The sequence below is a fragment of the Amycolatopsis sp. NBC_00348 genome, from assembly GCF_036114655.1.
Classification (GTDB): Bacteria; Actinomycetota; Actinomycetes; order Mycobacteriales; family Pseudonocardiaceae; genus Amycolatopsis.
In genome coordinates this window covers 4,568,466-4,585,794 of sequence record NZ_CP107994.1, presented here as the reverse complement: position 1 = coordinate 4,585,794, position 17,329 = coordinate 4,568,466, and the positions used below count along the sequence as shown (strand labels likewise).

General features: G+C 73.3%; 11 protein-coding genes. All 11 read left to right on the top strand.

The genetic code is table 11. From position 1 onward, the window contains the following. Positions 1 to 157 precede the first annotated feature (157 nt). The 11 genes from OHS58_RS19925 (at position 158) to OHS58_RS19875 (ending at position 17,329) form a co-directional block, all read left to right on the top strand. Positions 158 to 574, top strand: a complete 417-nt coding sequence (locus OHS58_RS19925; RefSeq protein ID WP_326948289.1) for a cobalamin B12-binding domain-containing protein — start codon at positions 158 to 160, stop codon at positions 572 to 574. Further along, complete coding sequence (locus tag OHS58_RS19920; RefSeq protein WP_328649394.1) at positions 571 to 1,836, top strand: methylaspartate mutase; 1,266 nt, start codon at positions 571 to 573, stop codon at positions 1,834 to 1,836. The genes OHS58_RS19925 and OHS58_RS19920 overlap by 4 nt, the downstream gene beginning before the upstream one ends. Further along, positions 1,833 to 2,828 carry an asparagine synthetase A gene (locus OHS58_RS19915; RefSeq protein ID WP_328649393.1) on the top strand — a complete coding sequence of 332 codons (996 nt, stop codon included), beginning with the start codon at positions 1,833 to 1,835 and terminating at the stop codon, positions 2,826 to 2,828. The genes OHS58_RS19920 and OHS58_RS19915 overlap by 4 nt, the downstream gene beginning before the upstream one ends. Further along, positions 2,825 to 4,072 (top strand): glutamate synthase-related protein, encoded by a 1,248-nt coding sequence (locus tag OHS58_RS19910; RefSeq protein ID WP_328649392.1) that lies wholly within the window; start codon positions 2,825 to 2,827, stop codon positions 4,070 to 4,072. The genes OHS58_RS19915 and OHS58_RS19910 overlap by 4 nt, the downstream gene beginning before the upstream one ends. Positions 4,073 to 4,234: 162 nt before the next feature. Next, positions 4,235 to 9,109 (top strand): non-ribosomal peptide synthetase, encoded by a 4,875-nt coding sequence (locus OHS58_RS19905; protein ID WP_328649391.1) that lies wholly within the window; start codon positions 4,235 to 4,237, stop codon positions 9,107 to 9,109. Beyond that, a complete protein-coding gene (locus tag OHS58_RS19900) occupies positions 9,106 to 13,416 on the top strand; it encodes an amino acid adenylation domain-containing protein (protein ID WP_328649390.1) in 4,311 nt (1,436 codons plus the stop codon). Before OHS58_RS19905 ends, OHS58_RS19900 begins: the two co-directional genes overlap by 4 nt. 18 nt (positions 13,417 to 13,434) lie before the next feature. Continuing rightward, the gene (locus OHS58_RS19895; RefSeq protein WP_326948295.1) at positions 13,435 to 13,629 is read left to right on the top strand and encodes an MbtH family protein; all 195 of its coding nucleotides are present in this window, start codon (positions 13,435 to 13,437) and stop codon (positions 13,627 to 13,629) included. A gap of 1 nt (position 13,630) precedes the next feature. Next, positions 13,631 to 13,897 carry a phosphopantetheine-binding protein gene (locus OHS58_RS19890; RefSeq protein ID WP_326948296.1) on the top strand — a complete coding sequence of 89 codons (267 nt, stop codon included), beginning with the start codon at positions 13,631 to 13,633 and terminating at the stop codon, positions 13,895 to 13,897. Positions 13,898 to 14,010: 113 nt separating this feature from the next. Then, entirely contained in the window at positions 14,011 to 14,679 is a 669-nt protein-coding gene (locus OHS58_RS19885) for a thioesterase II family protein (RefSeq protein WP_328649389.1), read from the top strand. A gap of 242 nt (positions 14,680 to 14,921) precedes the next feature. Beyond that, the gene (locus OHS58_RS19880; RefSeq protein WP_328649388.1) at positions 14,922 to 16,094 is read left to right on the top strand and encodes a cytochrome P450; all 1,173 of its coding nucleotides are present in this window, start codon (positions 14,922 to 14,924) and stop codon (positions 16,092 to 16,094) included. Positions 16,095 to 16,117: 23 nt separating this feature from the next. Then, on the top strand, positions 16,118 to 17,329 hold the full coding sequence (locus tag OHS58_RS19875; RefSeq protein WP_326948299.1) for an MFS transporter: 1,212 nt from the start codon (positions 16,118 to 16,120) through the stop codon (positions 17,327 to 17,329).

Genomic DNA, 17,329 nt, shown 5'->3' with positions numbered 1-17,329 from the left:
CGGTTCGCTCGTCCGCCGACGCTAGGCGGGTTCGCGGCCGCGCGGCGGCAGCCGGTGCGGCAGTGCGGCGGCAGTTTCCGCCCGCGCCGGGTTGTCGCCGCCGTCCTGCCGCCGCAACTGCCGGTCGGGCCCGGGTGCCGCTCCTAGGTTCGGGAGCGTGACTTCGGAACTCCGCCCGGTCGCCGTGGTCAGCAGCACGGCGTCCGACGCGCACACCTGGAACCTCGTGTACCTGCAGCTGCTGCTCGAAGAGCTCGGCTTCGCGGTGACGAACCTCGGCGCGTGCGTCCCGGACGACCTGGTGGTGCGCGAGTGCCGCCGGCTGGACCCGGACCTGGTGGTGCTCAGCACCGTCAACGGCCACGGCCACACCGACGGCCTCCGGCTGGCCCCGCGGCTGCGGGCCGTGCTGGCCGGCGCGGCGCTGGTCATCGGCGGCAAGCTCGGCGTCGACGGCACCAGCGGCCGCGAGTCCGTGCTGCGGGAGGCGGGCTTCGACCGCGTCTTCGGCGACGGCGACATCGGTGCCTTCCGCCGCTACCTGGCCGACCTGCCGGTGCGGGTGACGTCGTGAGCGTGCCGTTCGGGGCGTTCGTCGCCCGGGAGCACGCGGCGGGCCGCCTGGTCGTCCAGCCGCGGATGGGCTTCCCGGCGCCGTTGGCGATGCGGGCCGGGCTGCTGGCCACCCGCGACGCCGCGGCCACCACGGTCGGCACCCTGACGCTCGACAGCTACACCCGCGTCGGCGACCTCGTCGCGGCGGCCCGCGCGCTGGCCGGCGGCGCGCCGCTCAACGGCTTCCCGCTCGTCACCCACGGCCCCGAGGCGACCCGCGCGATGCTGGACGGCGTGCTCGGCCCGGACTTCCCGGTCCAGGTGCGGCACGGCTCGGCCCGGCCGCAGGACATCGTCGCGACGCTGGTCGCGGCCGGTCTCGACGCGACCGAGGGCGGGCCGGTCTCGTACTGCCTGCCCTACAGCCGCACTCCGCTGCGGACGGCGATGCGGCACTGGGTCGAGGCCTGCTCGCAGTTGACGGCGGCGGGCGACACCGCCCACCTGGAGACGTTCGGCGGCTGCATGCTCGGCCAGCTCTGCCCGCCGGGCATGCTGGTCGCGATCAGCGTGCTGGAGGCGATCTTCTTCGCGCAGCAAGGCATCCGCAGCGTCTCGCTGAGCTACGCGCAGCAGACCGACCCGGCACAGGACGAGGAAGCGGTGCGGGCGTTGCGCCTGCTGGCCGCGCGGTACCTGCCCGGCGTCGAGTGGCACGTCGTGCTCTACGCCTACATGGGCGTCTACCCGCGGACGCCGGCCGGCGCCGCCCGGCTGCTGACGTCCGCCGCGCGCCTCGCGGTGCGTTCCGGCGCGGCCCGGCTGATCGTGAAGACGGCCGCCGAGGCGCACCGGATCCCGACCGCCGGGGAGAACGTCGACGCGCTCGAACTCGCCGCCCGCGTCGCCGCCGCGACCGCCGCCGGGGCCGACGTCGAAGACACCGGGATCCACGCCGAAGCCGCGACGCTGGTCGAGGCCGTGCTGGACCTGGACGACGACCTCGCGGGCGCGCTGCCGGCGGCGTTCGCCCGCGGCCTGCTCGACATCCCCTACTGCCTGCACCCGGACAACGCCGGGCGGGCGCGCAGCTACCTCGACCCCGCCGGCCGGCTGCAGTGGGCGGACACCGGCGGCCTGCCGATCGGCCCGGCACCCGGTGGCGCGCGGTCGCGGCGGACCGGCTCGGCCGAGCTGCTGGCCGCGCTGTCGCACGTGGAACGGAAGTTCGACACGCCCCCGCCCGTCCGGGCCGGGGCCCGACCCGGAGGAGCGTTATGACCGACACCCACGACGGCGAACTGCCACCCGCGCTGCCCGTGCACCTCGCCTCGCCCGTCACGCAGAGCGCGTTGCGCGTGCAGCACCAGGTGCTGGTCGCCGTGCGCGAGTTCCTCGGCGGGGAGGGCTTCACCGAGTTGCTGCCGCCGGTGATCGGCCCGGTCACCGACCCCGGCGTCCGCGGCTCGAAGCAGCTGGACGTCGACTACTACGGTCACCGCTACAAGCTCATGACCAGCGGAATCCTCTACAAGCAGGCGTCGCTGCTGGGCTTTTCGAAGATCTTCTACATCGCGCCGAACGTCCGGGCCGAACCGGTCGAGACGTGCTCGACGCGCCGGCACCTCGCGGAGTTCCACCAGATCGACGTCGAGCTGGCGGGCGCGACCCGGGCGCAGGCCCAGGGCGTCGCCGAACGGCTGGTGACGCACGTCGTGAAGCACGTGCTCGCGACCGTCCCCGGCGAGCTGACCGGGCTGGGCCGCGACCTCGCGGACCTGGCCGACGTCCTCGCCGGCGCGTTCGGCCGGATGACGCACGCCGCCGCCGTCACCCGGCTGCACGAGCTCGGCCACCCGCAGAGCCCGGACGCCGAGATCGACTGGGAAGGTGAAGAACTGTTGTCCCGTAAGGCGTCGCAGCCGTTCTTCGTCGACGACTACCCCAAGGGCTCCCGCGGCTTCTACGACCGCGAAGCCACCACCGAGCCGGGCATCCTGCGCAACTTCGACCTCCTCGCGCCCGGCGGCTTCGGCGAGCTGGCCAGCGGCAGTGAACGCGAGTCGGACTACGCCAGGATCGTCACGCGGATGCGCGAGACGGGCGAGAACCCGGCGAAGTACGGCTGGTACCTCGACATGGTGCGCGAAGGCATCCCCGCGAGCGCGGGCTTCGGGCTGGGCCTGGAGCGGCTCGTCCGGTTCCTCACCGGCCTCGACGCGGTGTGGCGGGTCAATGCCTACCCGAAGGTCCCGGGCCTGGTGGCGCCGTGAAGGCGGCGGGCTTCCCCGAAGCGGCCGTCCGGGACCGGGCCGCACGAGGAGCGGCGGCGGTGTTCCCGGCGGAATCCGCGTACGGCGGCGAGGCGTTCGGCGGCGTCTCTCCCGATGGCGACGCGCTGGACCGGGCGCGGCTGGTACCGCCGGTGTTCGTGCCGCTGCGGCTGGAGAAGCTGATCGAGCTGGGCCGCGAGCCGCTGTTCTCCGACGTCGACCTGGCCACGGCGATCGGCGGCTTCGCGTCGTCGCTGCCGGTGTTCCTGTCGGCGTTCGGCTCGACGCAGCTCGGCGGCGGCGACCTGGCGGTGGCGGCGTCGCGCCAAGCCGGCCGGCTGGGCATCCCGATGGTCGTCGGCGAGAACGTCGTGCCGGTCAAGGGGTACGCGAACGCGCTGCTCACCCGCGTCCGGGCGTACACCGACGAGGTGCCGGACGGGCTGGGCGGCGTCGTGGTGCAGCAGAGCACCGAGGACGCCGACGCCGAGGTCTGGAACCTCGTGTACAGCGACCCGGCGTCCGCGCGGCTGCTGGCCACCGGCCGGCTGGGCTTCGAGCTGAAGGTGGGCCAGGGTGCGAAGCCGGGCCTGGGCGGGATGACCCTGCTGGACGCGGCCACGGCGGCCCGCGTCGACAGCCAGTACGCGCTCACGGATCTTTTCGCGGACCGCGTGTTGCGCTCCGGCAGCCCGGGGACGTTCACCGGCGAGATCCTGCGTCAGCAGATCCGCTTGATGCGCAACAACTTCCCCCGGGCCCGCGTCTGGGTGAAGCTCCCACCGGGCCGGGACATCGCGGAGGCCACGAGAGTCGCCTGGGCGGCGGGCGCGGACGCGGTCACCGTCGACGGCGCGGAAGGCGGCACGGGCTGGGCGCCCACGGCGTTCCTGGACCACGTGGGCTTGCCGCTGGCGGAATGCCTCCGCCGGATCGGCCCCCCATCGGGCTGCCTGCTGGCGGGCGGCCGCATGTGGGAGGGCACTCGGGTGGTCAAGGCCCTGGCACACGGCGTCCGCGCGGCCGCCCTGGGCCGAGCGGCCCTGCTGGCGGTCGACGAAGACCGCACGGAAGGCCTGGTACGGCTGGTGGAGGCCCTGGCACTGGAGGCAAGACTGCTGATCAGCGCCCTGGGCAAGTACCGCCCCGACGCCCTGACAGCCGACGACCTCTGGCCCGCTGCTGCCGCTGCCGCCGGGGAACTGCCGCTCGACCTGCCGGTCCGGGCCGTCCCGACGGCTTAGCTTTTCCCCAGTGGCGCGCTTCGCGCCCAGCACTCCGCAGCCCCGCGAGGCTGCCGCGGCTGGTCGTGAGTGGTAATGAGGGTTCTAACCCGAATTACCACTCACGACGGGGCAGCCGCAGTCCATGTCCGTCCTTTGTGGTCAGTTCGGGGTGAGCCCAGCATGTCGGTGCAGGACGAGAAACCGGCCGTGACGATCGACTCCTTCGACCTCGGTGAGCTGACCGGCCCGCCGGTCGCGGTGCCGGTGCGCATCGCGCGGATCGCCGCCCGGTGGCCGGGCCGCCCGGCCCTGCGCTCCGGCGACCGGGTGCTCACCTACGGCCGGCTCGACGAGCTGACCGCGGACCTCGCCGGCCGCTTGGCCGCCGCGGGCGTGCGACCGGGTGACGTCGTCGCGGTGCGCGGCACGGACCGCTTCGACCAGGTCGCCGGCCTGCTCGCGGTCTGGCGGGCCGGGGCGGTCCACCTCGCCCTCGACCCGGCGGCGCCCACCGGACGCAACGAGCGCCTCACCGCACTGGCCGGCGCACACCTCATCCTCGACGGCGGCGGCCTGCTGGACACCGAGCGGGCCGACGGCCCGCCGGACCCGGCGGCTCCCGTAAGTCGCGGCGACGGCGCGGCCACGTCGGATCGCACCGACGGCCTGCCGGACCTGGCGGCTCCCATGAATCGCGGCGAAGGCGCGGCCACGTCGGATCGCACCGACGGCCCGCCGGACCCGGCAGCGCCTACGCACCGCCGCGCCGCGCCGGACCTGCCCGTCACCGCCGACCGGCTCGCCTACCTCATCCACACCTCCGGCACCACCGGCGAACCCAAGGCCGTCGCCGTCGCGCACGGGCCGCTCGCCGCGCACGTCGAAGCCATCTCCGCCCGCTTCGGCCTCCGCGCCGACGACGTCGTCCTCCACTTCGCACGGTCCACGGTGGACGTCGCGGTCGAGCAGATCACCACCGCGCTCACCGCCGGCGCCTGCCTGGTCGTCCCCGAAGCGAAACTCCTCTCCGCAGACGAGTTCTGGCAGCTCCTCGACGCCGAGCGGGTCACCGTCGCGAACGTCGCCGCCGGGTACTTCCACGACCTCGTCGCCGCGATGAAGTCCGTGCCGAAGACGCTCCGGACCATGATCTCCGGCAGCGACCGGCTCTCCCCGGCCGCGGCCGCCGCCTGGACCGAGCGCACCGGCGTCCGGCTGCTCAACGCCTACGGCCCGACCGAAACCGTGATCACCTCGACCGTCCACGAGGTCCGGCCGGGCCGGCCGGTCACCGTCGGCACCCCGGTCGGCGACCGCGTCGCCCACCTGCTCGACGACCGCCTTCAGCCCGTCGACGAAGGCGAGCTGTACCTGGGCGGCTCCCTCCTCGCCACCGGCTACCTCGGCGACGGCGGCCGCACCGCCGAACGCTTCCTGCCCGACCCGGTCACCGGCGGCCGGATGTACCGCACCGGCGACCGCGCCCGCCGCACCGCCGACGGCGAGCTGGAGTTCCTCGGCCGCGCCGACGACCAGGTCAAGATCCGCGGCTTCCGCGTCGAGCCCGGTGAGGTCGAGAACGCCCTGGCCCGGCACCCGGCCGTCACCGCCTGCGCCGTCGTGCCCCGCGAGTCCGCGAACGGCACCCAGCTCGCCGCGTACGTCGTCACCCGGAAAACTCTCGAATACCCGGAACTGCGCGACTTCCTGGCCCAGTCCCTGCCGGACCACCTGATCCCGGCGAGCCTCACGCCCCTCGACCACCTGCCGCTCACCGCCGCGGGCAAGGTCGACCGCGCCGCCCTGCCGGAACCCGCCCGCGCCGAGACCGGCCACCGCGCCCCGCGCACCCCGGACGAGCAGCTGCTCGCCGCGATCTGGGCGGACGTCCTCGGCGTGCCGCGCGTCGGCCTCGACGACAACTTCTTCCACCTCGGCGGCGACTCGCTCACCGCCGTCCGGGTGGCCGGCCGCGTCCTCGAGGTCTTCGGACCCGTGTCGCCGTACCAGATCTTCGACGCGCCGACGCTCGCCGCGTTCGCCGCCGCGATGCACGACGGCGTCGGCGACGACCGCCCCGGCCCGGTCCGCGCCCCCGCGTCCGAAGCCCCGCTCTCGCGGTTCCAGCGCGGCCTGTGGCTCCTCGACGCCTGGCAGCCGGGCACGTCCACCTACAACGTCCCGTGGGTCTTCGACTTCACCGGCCCCCTCGACGCCGACGCCCTCCACAAGGCGCTCCAGCAGGTCGTCGACCGCCACGAGGCGCTGCGCACGACCTTCGAGGTCGCCGGAACCCTGCCCCGCCAGGTGATCCACCCGCACCTCGAGGTCCCGTTCACCATCACCGACGCTTCGGACGCGGCCGCGTTCATCGCCGCCGACGCCCGCACGCCGTTCGACCTCGAAACCGGGCCGCTGCTGAGGGCCCGCCTGGTCCGGACGTCGGCGACCACCGCGAGCCTGGTCCTCGTCTTCCACCACATCGTCTGGGACGAAGGCTCCCTCGGCGTGCTCGACCGGGAGCTGCGCGAGTACTACACCGCGCTGCTCGACGACCGTGCGCCGCGCCTGCCGGACCTCGCGATCCAGTACGCCGACTACGCGAACTGGTTGCGGGACAACGGCATCGCCGAGTCCCAGCTCGACTACTGGGCCGAGCACCTGCGCGGCGTCCCGGACCGCCCGGCCCTCGTGCCCGACCACCCGCGTCCCGTCGAACCCGCGCAGCGCTGCGGCTACCACCGCTTCGCCTTCGACGCCGACCTCGCCCAGGCCGTCCGGGAGTTCGCGCGGGACGCCGACGCCACGCCGTTCATGGTGCTGCTCGCCGGGCTCGTGCTCGCCGTGCACCGCACCGGCGGCGCGGCCGACCTCGTGGTCGGCACCCCGGTCAGCGTCCGCGAGCGCCCGGAGCTGGACGCGCTCATCGGCTACTTCATCACGCTCGTCCCGCTGCGGTTCCGGATCGAGCAGGACGTGACCCTGCGGGAGGTCCTCGAGCACGTCCGCGGCGTCGCCCTCGACGGCTACCGCCACCAGGACGTCCCCCTCGAAGACATCACCGGCCGGGTGCTGGGGGAGCGCTCCGGCGACCGGAACCCGCTGTTCCAGCTGGTCTTCGAGATGCACACCGCCGACCCGAGCCCCGAGCCGTTCGGGCCGGCCGCGGTGGAGCGCAGGCTGCACGTCAACGAGCTGTCCCGCTTCGACCTGTCGTGGTCGGTCGAGGACGACGGCACCGGCTTCACCGGCCGGATCGAGTACGACACCGACCTGTTCGACGCCGCGACCCTCGCCGCCCTCGGCGCGCAGTGGCGGACGGCGGTGGCCGACCTGGTCACCGACCCGGACGTGCCGCTCCACGAGGACGTCACCCCGGCCGGCCTCGACGTCCCGGTCCACGAGCTGTTCGAGCACCAGGCCACCCGGACCCCGGACGCCGTCGCGCTGATCTCCGGCGACGCCGAGCTGACCTACGCCGAGCTGAACGCGCGGGCCAACCGCGTCGCGAGGCGCCTGCGCACCCACGGCGTGACCGAAGGCGACGTCGTCGCCGTCCTGATCGACCGCGACGCCGACCTTGTTGTCGCGCTGCTGGGCGTGCTGAAGGCCGGTGCCGGCTACACGCTGCTGGACCCGGAACTGCCCGAGGCTCGCCGAGCGGACGCCGTCAACGCCGTCGACGCCCGGCTGGTCGTGGACCGCGAGTTCGTGGCCGCCGCCGACGGACCCGACGACGATCTCGGCCTCCCCGTCAGCGCCGACGCCGTCGCCTGCGTGATGTTCACGTCCGGGTCCACCGGCCGGCCGAAGGGCGTCGCGGCGTCGCACCGCGCCCTGGCCGGGACCTACCTGGAGCAGGACTACGCGCTCTTCGCGCCCGGCGAGGTGTGGCTGCAGTGCTCGCCGGTGTCGTGGGACGCCTTCGGCCTGGAGGTCTACGGCCCGCTGCTGTTCGGCGGCACCTGCGTGCTGCACCCCGGGCAGCGGCCGGACCCGGAGACGATGACCGCGCTCGTCGCCCGCCACGGCGTCACGCAGCTGCAGCTCTCGGCCAGCCTGTTCAACTTCCTCGTCGACGAGTTCCCCGCGATTTTCGCCGGCCTGCGCGTGGTCTTCACCGGCGGCGAGCGCGCCTCGGTGCCGCACGTGGCGCGGCTGGCCGAGCGATACCCGCACGTGCGGATCGTCAACGGCTACGGCCCGGTCGAGAGCATGGGCTTCACCACCTGCCACGTCGTCGGCCCCGCTGACCTGGCCGCGCCGGCGCTCCCCATCGGCGTCCCCTTGGCGCACAAGGACATCCGCGTGCTCGACGACCACTTCCGGCCGTCCGCCGCGGGCGAGCTGTACGCGACCGGCGCCGGGCTGGCCCTCGGGTACGCCGGGCAGCCGGGCCTCACCGCGGACCGGTTCCTGCCCGACCCGCTCGGCCCGCCGGGTTCGCGGATGTACCGCACCGGCGACGTCGGCGGCCGCACCCCGGACGGCACGCTGACCATCACCGGCCGCGCCGACGACCAGGTGAAGATCCGCGGCTTCCGCGTCGAACCCGGCGAGGTCGCCGCCGCGCTGGCCCACCACCCGGGTGTCAAGGACAGCGCCGTTGTCGCCCACGACGGCCGGCTCGCCGCCTACGTCGTCGCGCGGGACACCCCGCCCGGGTACCAGGACGTCTGCGACCACCTCGCGACGCTGCTGCCGGACTACATGATCCCCGAGAGCGTCACGGTCCTGGACGCACTTCCGTTGACCGCCAACGGAAAGCTCGACCGGGCCGCGCTTCCGGCACCGGAATCGGTCGCCTCCGAGGCGCCGGCGGAACCGGCCGTCACCGCGGCCGAGCAGCTGGTCGCGGCGGTCTGGGCCGAGGTACTCGGGCTCGACGCGGTCGGCGTCGACGACAGCTTCTTCCGGCTCGGCGGCAACTCCCTGGCCGCCGTCCGCGTGGCCCTGCGCCTGTCGACCGAGACCGGCACCCGCGTCGCACCTCGGCTGGTGTTCGCGGCCCGGACCGTCCGGGCCCTGGCGCAGCGGCTGGAGGTGCGGGCATGACCGGCCGCACCGTCCCCGTTTCCGCGCTCCAGCGCGGAATGTGGTTCCTCGACCGCTGGAACCCGGGCTCCGCCGCCTACACCGTGCCGTGGGTGTTCACCTTCGACGCGCCCGTCGACCCGGACGTCCTCGAGCGGAGCATCGCCGGGATCGTCCGGCGCCACGAAGTCCTGCGCACGACGTTCTCCTTCGGCCCGGACGGTCCACAACAGACGGTCCACGACGACGTCCGCGTCCCGCTGCACCGCGGCGACGCGGACCTGACCACCGGCTTCGACCTCGAGACCGGGCCGCTGCTGCGCGCGTCCCTGGTGGACACGACGACGCTGGTTCTCGTCGTCCACCACATCGTCTGGGACGGCTGGTCGTCCGGTATCTTCGAGCGCGAGCTGGCGGAGAGTTACACAGCCATCGTCGAAGAACGCGAACCGGTCCTACCGCGACTGTCCACTCAGTACGCCGACTGCGTCGCCGAACCGCACGACGACCAGCTGGACTACTGGCGCAAGCAGCTGCACGGCGCACCCGAACGCCTCGCGGTGCCCACCGACCGGGAGCCGCCCGCGCAGCAGGACTTCGCCGGCGACACCCGCGCGTTCGCGCTCCCGGCCGGGCTCGCCGGCCGGATCGGCGAGCTGGCCGCCGACGCGGACGCGACGCCGTTCGTCGTCCAGCTGGCCGCGTTCGCCGCGCTCCTGAACCGCTACACCGGCGCGGCCGACCTGGTCGTCGGCACCCCCATGTCGACCCGCGACCGGCCGGAGCTGGCCGACCTGATCGGCTACTTCGTCAACATCCTGCCGTTGCGGCTGCGCGTCGACCGCGCCGCGAGCTTCCGCGACCTCGTGGAGCAGGTGCGTGACACGGCGTTCGACGCGTACGCCTGCCTGGACGTCCCGTTCGACGTCGTGGTCGACGCGCTGGCCCTCGAACGCTCGGCTCGGCACGCACCGCTGGTGCAGGTCGTCTTCGGCGCGCACGCGGAAGACTCCGAGCCGCTGCGGTTCGGGCCGGTCACCGCGACCCGGCGGGTGCACCACAACGGCACCAGCAAGTTCGACCTGACCTGGTCGACGTTCGACGACGGCGAGCTGCGTGGTGAGGTCGAGTACCGGACGAGCCTGTTCGACGCGGCCACAGTGGACCGGATGACCGGTCACTGGCGCACCCTCCTGGACGTCGTGCTGTCCGAACCGGACAGTCCACTGTGGAAGATCGACCTGGAGCCGTCGTGGCCCGCCGAGGCCACGGCGTCTGCGCCGCGCTGCCTGCACGAGTCCTTCGAGGACGCCGCGGACCGGTTCCCCGATCGTCCCGCCGTCACCTTCGACGGCGTTTCCTTTAGCTATGCCGAACTGGATCGGCGCGCCAACCGGCTCGCGCACGCCCTGATCGCCGACGGCGTCCGCCCCGGCGACCGCGTCGGCCTGCTGCTGGACCGCACCGACGCGATCGTCGTCGCGATCCTCGCGGTGCTGAAGACCGGCGCCGCGTACGTGCCGGTGGATCCGGCGGCTCCGGACGATCGCGCCGCCTTCGTCTTCGGCGACACCGGCGTGCGGCTGGTCGTCACCGACCAGGCCACTTCCGGTCCGTGGCCCGTGTTCGACCTCAGCCGGGACCTCTCCGGTCTGCCGGACGATCGGCCGGGCGTCCCGGTCCGGCCCGGTGACCTGGCCTACCTGATCTTCACCTCCGGCTCGACCGGCCGTCCCAAGGGCGTCGCCGTGGCCCACGAGCACGTCGGACGGCTGATGGAGTCCGGGCGCGCGCACTTCGGGTTCACCGAGACCGACGTGTGGACGCTGTTCCACTCCTACGCCTTCGACTGGACGGTCTGGGAGCTGTGGGGACCGCTGCACCACGGGGGCCGCCTGGTCGTCGTGCCGTACCTGACGAGCCGGTCGCCGGAGGCGTTCGCCGCGCTGCTCGCGGACGAAGCCGTGACGTGCCTCTGCCAGACGCCGTCGGCGCTGCGCCAGCTCGAACTCACCCTCCGCACCGGTCCCGCGTTGCCGGCGTTGCGGCAGGTGATGCTCGGCGGCGAGGCCCTCGATCCGGCCGTCGTGCGGCGCTGGTCCGCGCTGGGGCTGACGGCGTCGCTGTGCAACCTCTACGGCATCACCGAAACCACCGTGCACGTCACCACCCACGACGTGACCCGCTTCGAGCGCAGCCTGATCGGCGCGCCGCTGCCGCACCTGAGCGCGCACGTGCTCGACGACTGGCTGCGGCCGTGCCCGACCGGCGTGCCGGGCGAGCTGTACATCGGCGGCGGCGCGCTCGCCCACGGCTACTGGGGCCGGGCCGGGCTCACCGCGCAGCGCTTCCTGCCCGACCCGTTCTCCGCGACGCCGGGCGCGCGGTTCTACCGCACCGGCGACGTCGCGCGCCGGCTCGCCGACGGCGGCCTCGAGTACGTCGGCCGGTGCGACAGCCAGGTCAAGCTCCGCGGTTTCCGCATCGAGCTCGGCGAGATCGAACACGCGCTGAGCGCGCACCCCGCGGTCGACGCCTGCGCCGTCACGGTGCGCGACGAGCGGCTCGCGGCCTACGTCACCGGAGCCGCACCGGACTACGCCGAGCTGCGCGCGTTCCTCGCGAAGTCGTTGCCGGAACACATGATCCCGGCGACGGTCACCGTGCTCGACCGGCTGCCCGTCACGGTCAACGGCAAGCTCGACCGCGCGGCGCTGCCCGCACCGGCCGCGGCGACGTCGGCGATCGCTTACACCGCCCCGAGCACGCCGGGGGAGCGGCTGCTCACCGAACTGTGGTCGGACGTCCTGGGCGTCCCGGACGCCGGGGTGCACGACAACTTCTTCCACCTCGGCGGCGACTCGATCCGCGCGGTCCACCTGGCGGGCAAGCTGCGCGACCGCGGCTGGACGCTCACCCTGCCCGACCTGTTCGCCGCGCCGACCCCGGCCGGCCTCGCGCCGCTGCTGCGGCCGTGTGCGACTGAGAAGGCGGTCGTGGAGCCGTTCGCCGGACTGTCCGAAGTGGACGTCGCGAAGCTGCCCGGCGACGTCGTCGACGCCTACCCGATGGCCGCGATGCAGCTCGGGATGATCTACCACATGGAGCTGTCCGGCGACGCCGGCGGTTACCACAACGTCAACAGCTACCGCGTCGCCGGCCGCCTCGACGAGCAGGCACTGCACGCCGCGGTGGCCGCGGTCATCACCCGGCACCCGGTGCTGCGCACGAGCCTCGACGTCATCGGCTACCGGCAGCCGATGCAGCTCGTGCACGCCGAAGTCCCGACGCCGGTGGAGACCGCCGACCTGCGTGGACAGTCCGAAGTGGAGCAACGCGCCGCCGTGACCGAGACGTTCGACGCGTTCTGCGCGATGCGCTTCGACCTCCGGACGCCGCCGCTGTTCCGGGTCGCCGCCCAGCGGCTGGCCGACGACGTCTTCCAGCTGACCATCGCCGAGCACCACTCCATTTTGGACGGCTGGAGCTTCACCTCACTGCTCACCGAGATCCTGGAACGCCACGCCGACCCGGACGCCCCGCTCGCGCCGCCGCCCGCGTCGACGTTCCGCGACTTCGTCTTCACCGAACAGGCCGCGGTGGCGTCGAAGGAAAGCGAAGAGTTCTGGCGCGATCGCCTCGACGGCGCGGACGGCGCGCTCTGGTCCGCCGAGGGCGGCTCCGAGGCCGCGACGGCGGAGATCCCGCGCACGGTCGAGCGCGTGCTGCCGGACGCCCCGGCCCAGCTCGCGGCGATCGCGTCGGCGGCCGGCGTCCCGATCAAGGCGGCCGCGCTGGCCGCGCACGTGCGGGCGTTGCACCGGATCACCGGCCGCGACCGCGTCACCACCGGCCTTTCGGTCAACGGCCGTCTCGAAGAACGCAGCGGCACCGAGGCGTACGGGCTGTTCCTCAACACCGTCCCGCTGGTGGTGGACGGCACGGCGCCGGACCTCGTCCGCGACCTGCACGAGGCCGAGGTCGCCCTGCTGCCGCACCGCCGAGTCCCGTTCGCGAAGCTGGCCCGGCTCATGGCCGGACCGCGCCTGGAGACGTGCTTCGCGTTCCTGCGGTTCCACGCGCTCGGCCGGCTGGCCGGCTCGGCCACGAGCATCGTCGACGACCGGATCGGCTGCGAGCCGGACATGCGCTACGAGCCGACCAACTTCGCACTGGGCGTCGCACTGGTGCAGGACCCGTCGTCGGACCGCATCCTGCTGGCGGTCGACCACCTGCGGTCCCTGGTCCCGGACGAGCTCGCCGACGCCTACGTCACCGCCTACACCGAAGAACTCGCCGCACTCGCGGCGCCGATCCCCGTCAGCTGACCCAGGAAGGACTCCACAATGGACGCGTTCAAGGACTTCACCGTCGTCGTCAACGACGAGGAGCAGTACTCGATCTGGCCGGCCGAGCTGCCCACCCCCGCCGGCTGGCACGCCGCCGGAAAGAGCGGCAGCCGGGAGGAGTGCGTTGCCTGGGTCGACAAGACCTGGACCGACATCCGCCCGAAGAGCCTGCGCGTCGCGCTGGGCGTCTGAGATGCTGGAGACGATAGCCGCGGTCTGGGCCGAAGAGCTGGGCGTCCCCGAAGTCCGCCCGGAGGACGGCTTCTTCGAGCTGGGCGGCCACTCACTGACGGCGTTGCGGGTGGTGTACCGGGTCCGGGACGAGTTCGCGGTGAACCTGTCGCTGAGAGACCTGATGTCCGCCAGAACCCTCACCGACTTCGTCAAGACGGTCCAGTCGGCCACCCAAACCCCAGCCCGGCCGACGGTCGCGCTGGTAGGCCGCCGGGGCACCCGATGACGCTCGCACCAAGCCCGCTACCGCCGATCGCGGGACCGGCAAGTCCCCGGCCCGCGATCGCGGGGGACTGGTGCTACCGGCCGCACCCGCTGCCGGAGGGGACTCCGCAGGCGGTGTGCTTCCCGCACGCAGGCGGCGACGTCACGGCCTTCGCGGGCCTGGCGGCGGCGCTGGCCCCTTCTCTGGAGGTCTGGGCGATCCGCCTGCCGGGCCGCGGCGGTCGCTTTGTCGACCCGATGCCGGCCACCTTCGCCGCCTTGGTCACGGCGGTGATCGACGGCCTCGCCCCGTACCTGCAGCCGGGAGCACTGTTCTACGGCCAAAGTTTCGGCGCGCTCCTGGCATTCGAGGTGGCCCGCGCGTTACCGGCGGCTTCACGGCCACGGCTCGTGATCCCGGCATGCGCGGCCCCACCGCCGGGCTGGCCGGGCTCGATCCCGCCGACCTCGGAGGGCGCAGCGGACCTCCTTGAGCGGTGCGGCCTGGCCACAGCCTTGCCGGACGACGAGACGATCCGTGAACTAGCGGTGGCGACAATCCGAACGGACCTGACGGTCTGCCGCAGCTACCGCTACCACCCGAGCCCACGGCCGGACTTCGCCATCCACGCGGTGACCGGCGCAGAGGACACGGCGCTCCGACCGACCACGCTGGCGGGCTGGGCCGAGGCAACAACGGGCCGTTTCACAGCATCCACCGAACCCGGCGGCCACCTCCTGGCCACACCCCTGTCCGCCGGCCCCGCCGACCTGCTCCGCACCCTGCACCTCGGCCGGTCGTGAGTGGTAATTCGGGTTAGAACCCGAATTACCACTCACGACCGCCAGACCGCCGCCCGCCCGAAGCCCGGCGATCGTTACCGGCGCTTGCGCTACGTCAGCGGACCCGTCAGACCAGTTGCACCCGCGCCGCGCCATCCGGACTCCTCGCAGCCGCCCCGCCCAACCCGTCCGCACCGCACCACCGGAACCGCCCCCGCAACCCACCCGGCACCACCGGAACCGCCCCGCCTGAGGAGGCACTCGTGTCCACCGCCACCGTCGATCTGACCGATCCCGGCCTCTGGGCCCGGCCCGACGTCGGCGGCATCGTCGCCGATCTGCGGGCTCAGGCTCCCGTCCACCGCACCGAAACCGCGCTCGACGGGGCCGTCTGGTCCGTGCTCGGCTACGACCTCGGCTCCCGCGTCCTCACCGACGCGGCCACCTTCAGCTCCACCGGCGGGTCGCTGCTCGGGACCGGTGGCACCCCGGCCGGCGCGGACAAGATGATGGCGCTCTCCGACGGGCCGCGGCACCGTGAACTCCGCGCGCCCGTCCTGCCGTACTTCTCGCCCAAGGGTGTGCGCGGCGCGGCTCAGAGCATCACCGAGCTGGCCAACAAGGTGATCAAAGACGCTGTCGAGCAGGGTGAAGCCGATCTCGTCGACGTCCTCGCCACCGTGCCGCTCGTCGTGATGTGCGATCTGCTCGGCATTCCCGGCGACGACCGCGATCTGGTCGTCTCCGTCTGCGACGAAGCCTTTCTCGCCCAGACGCCGGACGCGCGCCGCGCCGGGCATCAGAAGCTTCTGCCTTACCTGTTCGAGAAGGTCGTCCAGCGGCGTAAGAACCCCGCCGACGATCTGATCAGCACTCTCGCCACCCACCGCATCAACGGCCGGCGCCTGCCGATCGAGGACGTCGTGCTCAACCTCGACAACATCGTCGTCGGCGGGGTGCAGACCGTGCGGCACACCGCGGCCATGAGCGTCCACGCGCTGATGCAGCGCCCCGACCTCTGGAAAGCGCTGGCCGGCGGCGCCGACCTCGACCTCGCCACCGACGAGCTGCTGCGGTTCACCTCCGTCGGCCTGCACGTCCTGCGCACCGCCACCACCCAGGTCGAGCTCGGCGGGCACGTCATCGACGCTGGCGACAAGGTCGCCGTCTGGACGTGGTCGGCCGACCACGACCCCACGATGTTCGACCGGCCCGACGAGCTCCTGCTCGACCGGTCGCCGAACCGGCACCTCGCCCTCGGCGTCGGCGCGCACTACTGCATCGGCGCGCCGCTGGCCAAGGCCGAGCTGAAAGCGATCTACGCCGCGCTGCTGGATCAGGTCGCCGTGCTGGAACCGGCCGGCGACGCGGTGCACAACCGCTCGATCATCAACTTCGGCTTCGACCACCTCCCGGTGCGCCTGCGGGCCCGCTGAGCGCGACGGAACGGACACCAGCCATGACACAAGCACCCGTGCGAGAGACGAAGCCCGCCGCGATGTGGGGCAAGGTCGGCCTCCTGCTCACCGGCCAGGGCGTCTCCCTGATCGGCGACCAGGTGTTCTTCATCGCCGCCGTCTGGGCCGCCGCCCAGCTCGGCGGGACGGCCGCCGTCACCTGGGTGACCCTGGCCGAGTCCGTGCCGCGCGCGCTCGCGATGATCTTCGGCGGCGTCATCTGCGACGCCTTCGGGCCCCGCTCGGTCCTGCTGCGCACGACGTCGGTGCGGATCGCCGTGCTGGCCGTCTCGGTCGTGGTCGCGCTGTCCGCGCAGTCCGTGACGCTGCTGGTCGTCGTCGCGGCGCTCGAAGGCGCGATGCTCGGGCTCGGGTCGCCGTCGTTCGGCACGCTCATGCCGCGCATGGTCCCGAAAGACCGCTTGAGCACGGCGAATTCGGTCCGCACCATGGTCGCCCGGTTCGCCCCGATCCTCGGGTCGCCGTTCGGCGCGTGGCTGGTCGCGACCGGGCACCTCGGTGTCGCCCTCGCCGTGGTCTGCGGTGGCTGCGTGGTCTCGCTCGTCTGCCTCGCCCCGGCGACCAGGGCGATCGACGCGCCGCGCACCGTGTCGAGCGTCCCGCTGTGGCGCCGCTCGGGTGACGGCCTCAAGCTGCTGCGCGCCGACCGCCGCCTGCGGTTGCTGTTCCTTTCCGGGCTGTGCCTGGACTTCGCGTTCGCGTGGCCGATGAACCCCGGCCTGCCCGAGGTCGTCATCGAACGCGGCTGGGCCGTCTCCGCGGTCGGTCTCCTCATCGCCTGCTGGGCGGCCGGCGCGCTGGTGTCCGCCGGGCTCGGCGCGCTGCTCGGCGACCGCGTGCCGATCTCGGTACGGCTCGTCGGCAGCGGGATCGGCATCGCCGTCCTGTTGCTGGGCATGGTCCTGGTGCCGTCGCTGTGGGCGATGGCCGCGATGGCCGTCGCGCTGGGCGTGTGCTCCGGGCAGAACGGCCCGGCCGCGGTGACGCTCTACCAGCAGGCCGCGCCGATGGACCGCCTCGGCGTCGCCATGTCGATGGTGTCGCTGTCCGGCATCGGCTGCGCGCCGCTCGCCTACGCCGTGTCCGGCGCCATCGCCAGTTTCACCACCCCCGTCGTCGCCTGGATCTGCAGCGCCCTGCTCGCCTTCGGCGGGCCGGTGTTCGCGGCCCGGGCCCTGCGCCTGCCCCAGTGA

Excerpts from the sequence above, each read along its gene's own strand:
- OHS58_RS19915 (WP_328649393.1), top strand. The coding sequence starts at position 1,833 with ATGACCGACACCCACGACGGCGAACTGCCACCCGCGCTGCCCGTGCAC.
- OHS58_RS19905 (WP_328649391.1), top strand. The coding sequence starts at position 4,235 with ATGTCGGTGCAGGACGAGAAACCGGCCGTGACGATCGACTCCTTCGAC.
- OHS58_RS19900 (WP_328649390.1), top strand. The coding sequence starts at position 9,106 with ATGACCGGCCGCACCGTCCCCGTTTCCGCGCTCCAGCGCGGAATGTGG.
- OHS58_RS19895 (WP_326948295.1), top strand. The coding sequence starts at position 13,435 with ATGGACGCGTTCAAGGACTTCACCGTCGTCGTCAACGACGAGGAGCAG.
- OHS58_RS19890 (WP_326948296.1), top strand. The coding sequence starts at position 13,631 with ATGCTGGAGACGATAGCCGCGGTCTGGGCCGAAGAGCTGGGCGTCCCC.
- OHS58_RS19875 (WP_326948299.1), top strand. The coding sequence starts at position 16,118 with ATGACACAAGCACCCGTGCGAGAGACGAAGCCCGCCGCGATGTGGGGC.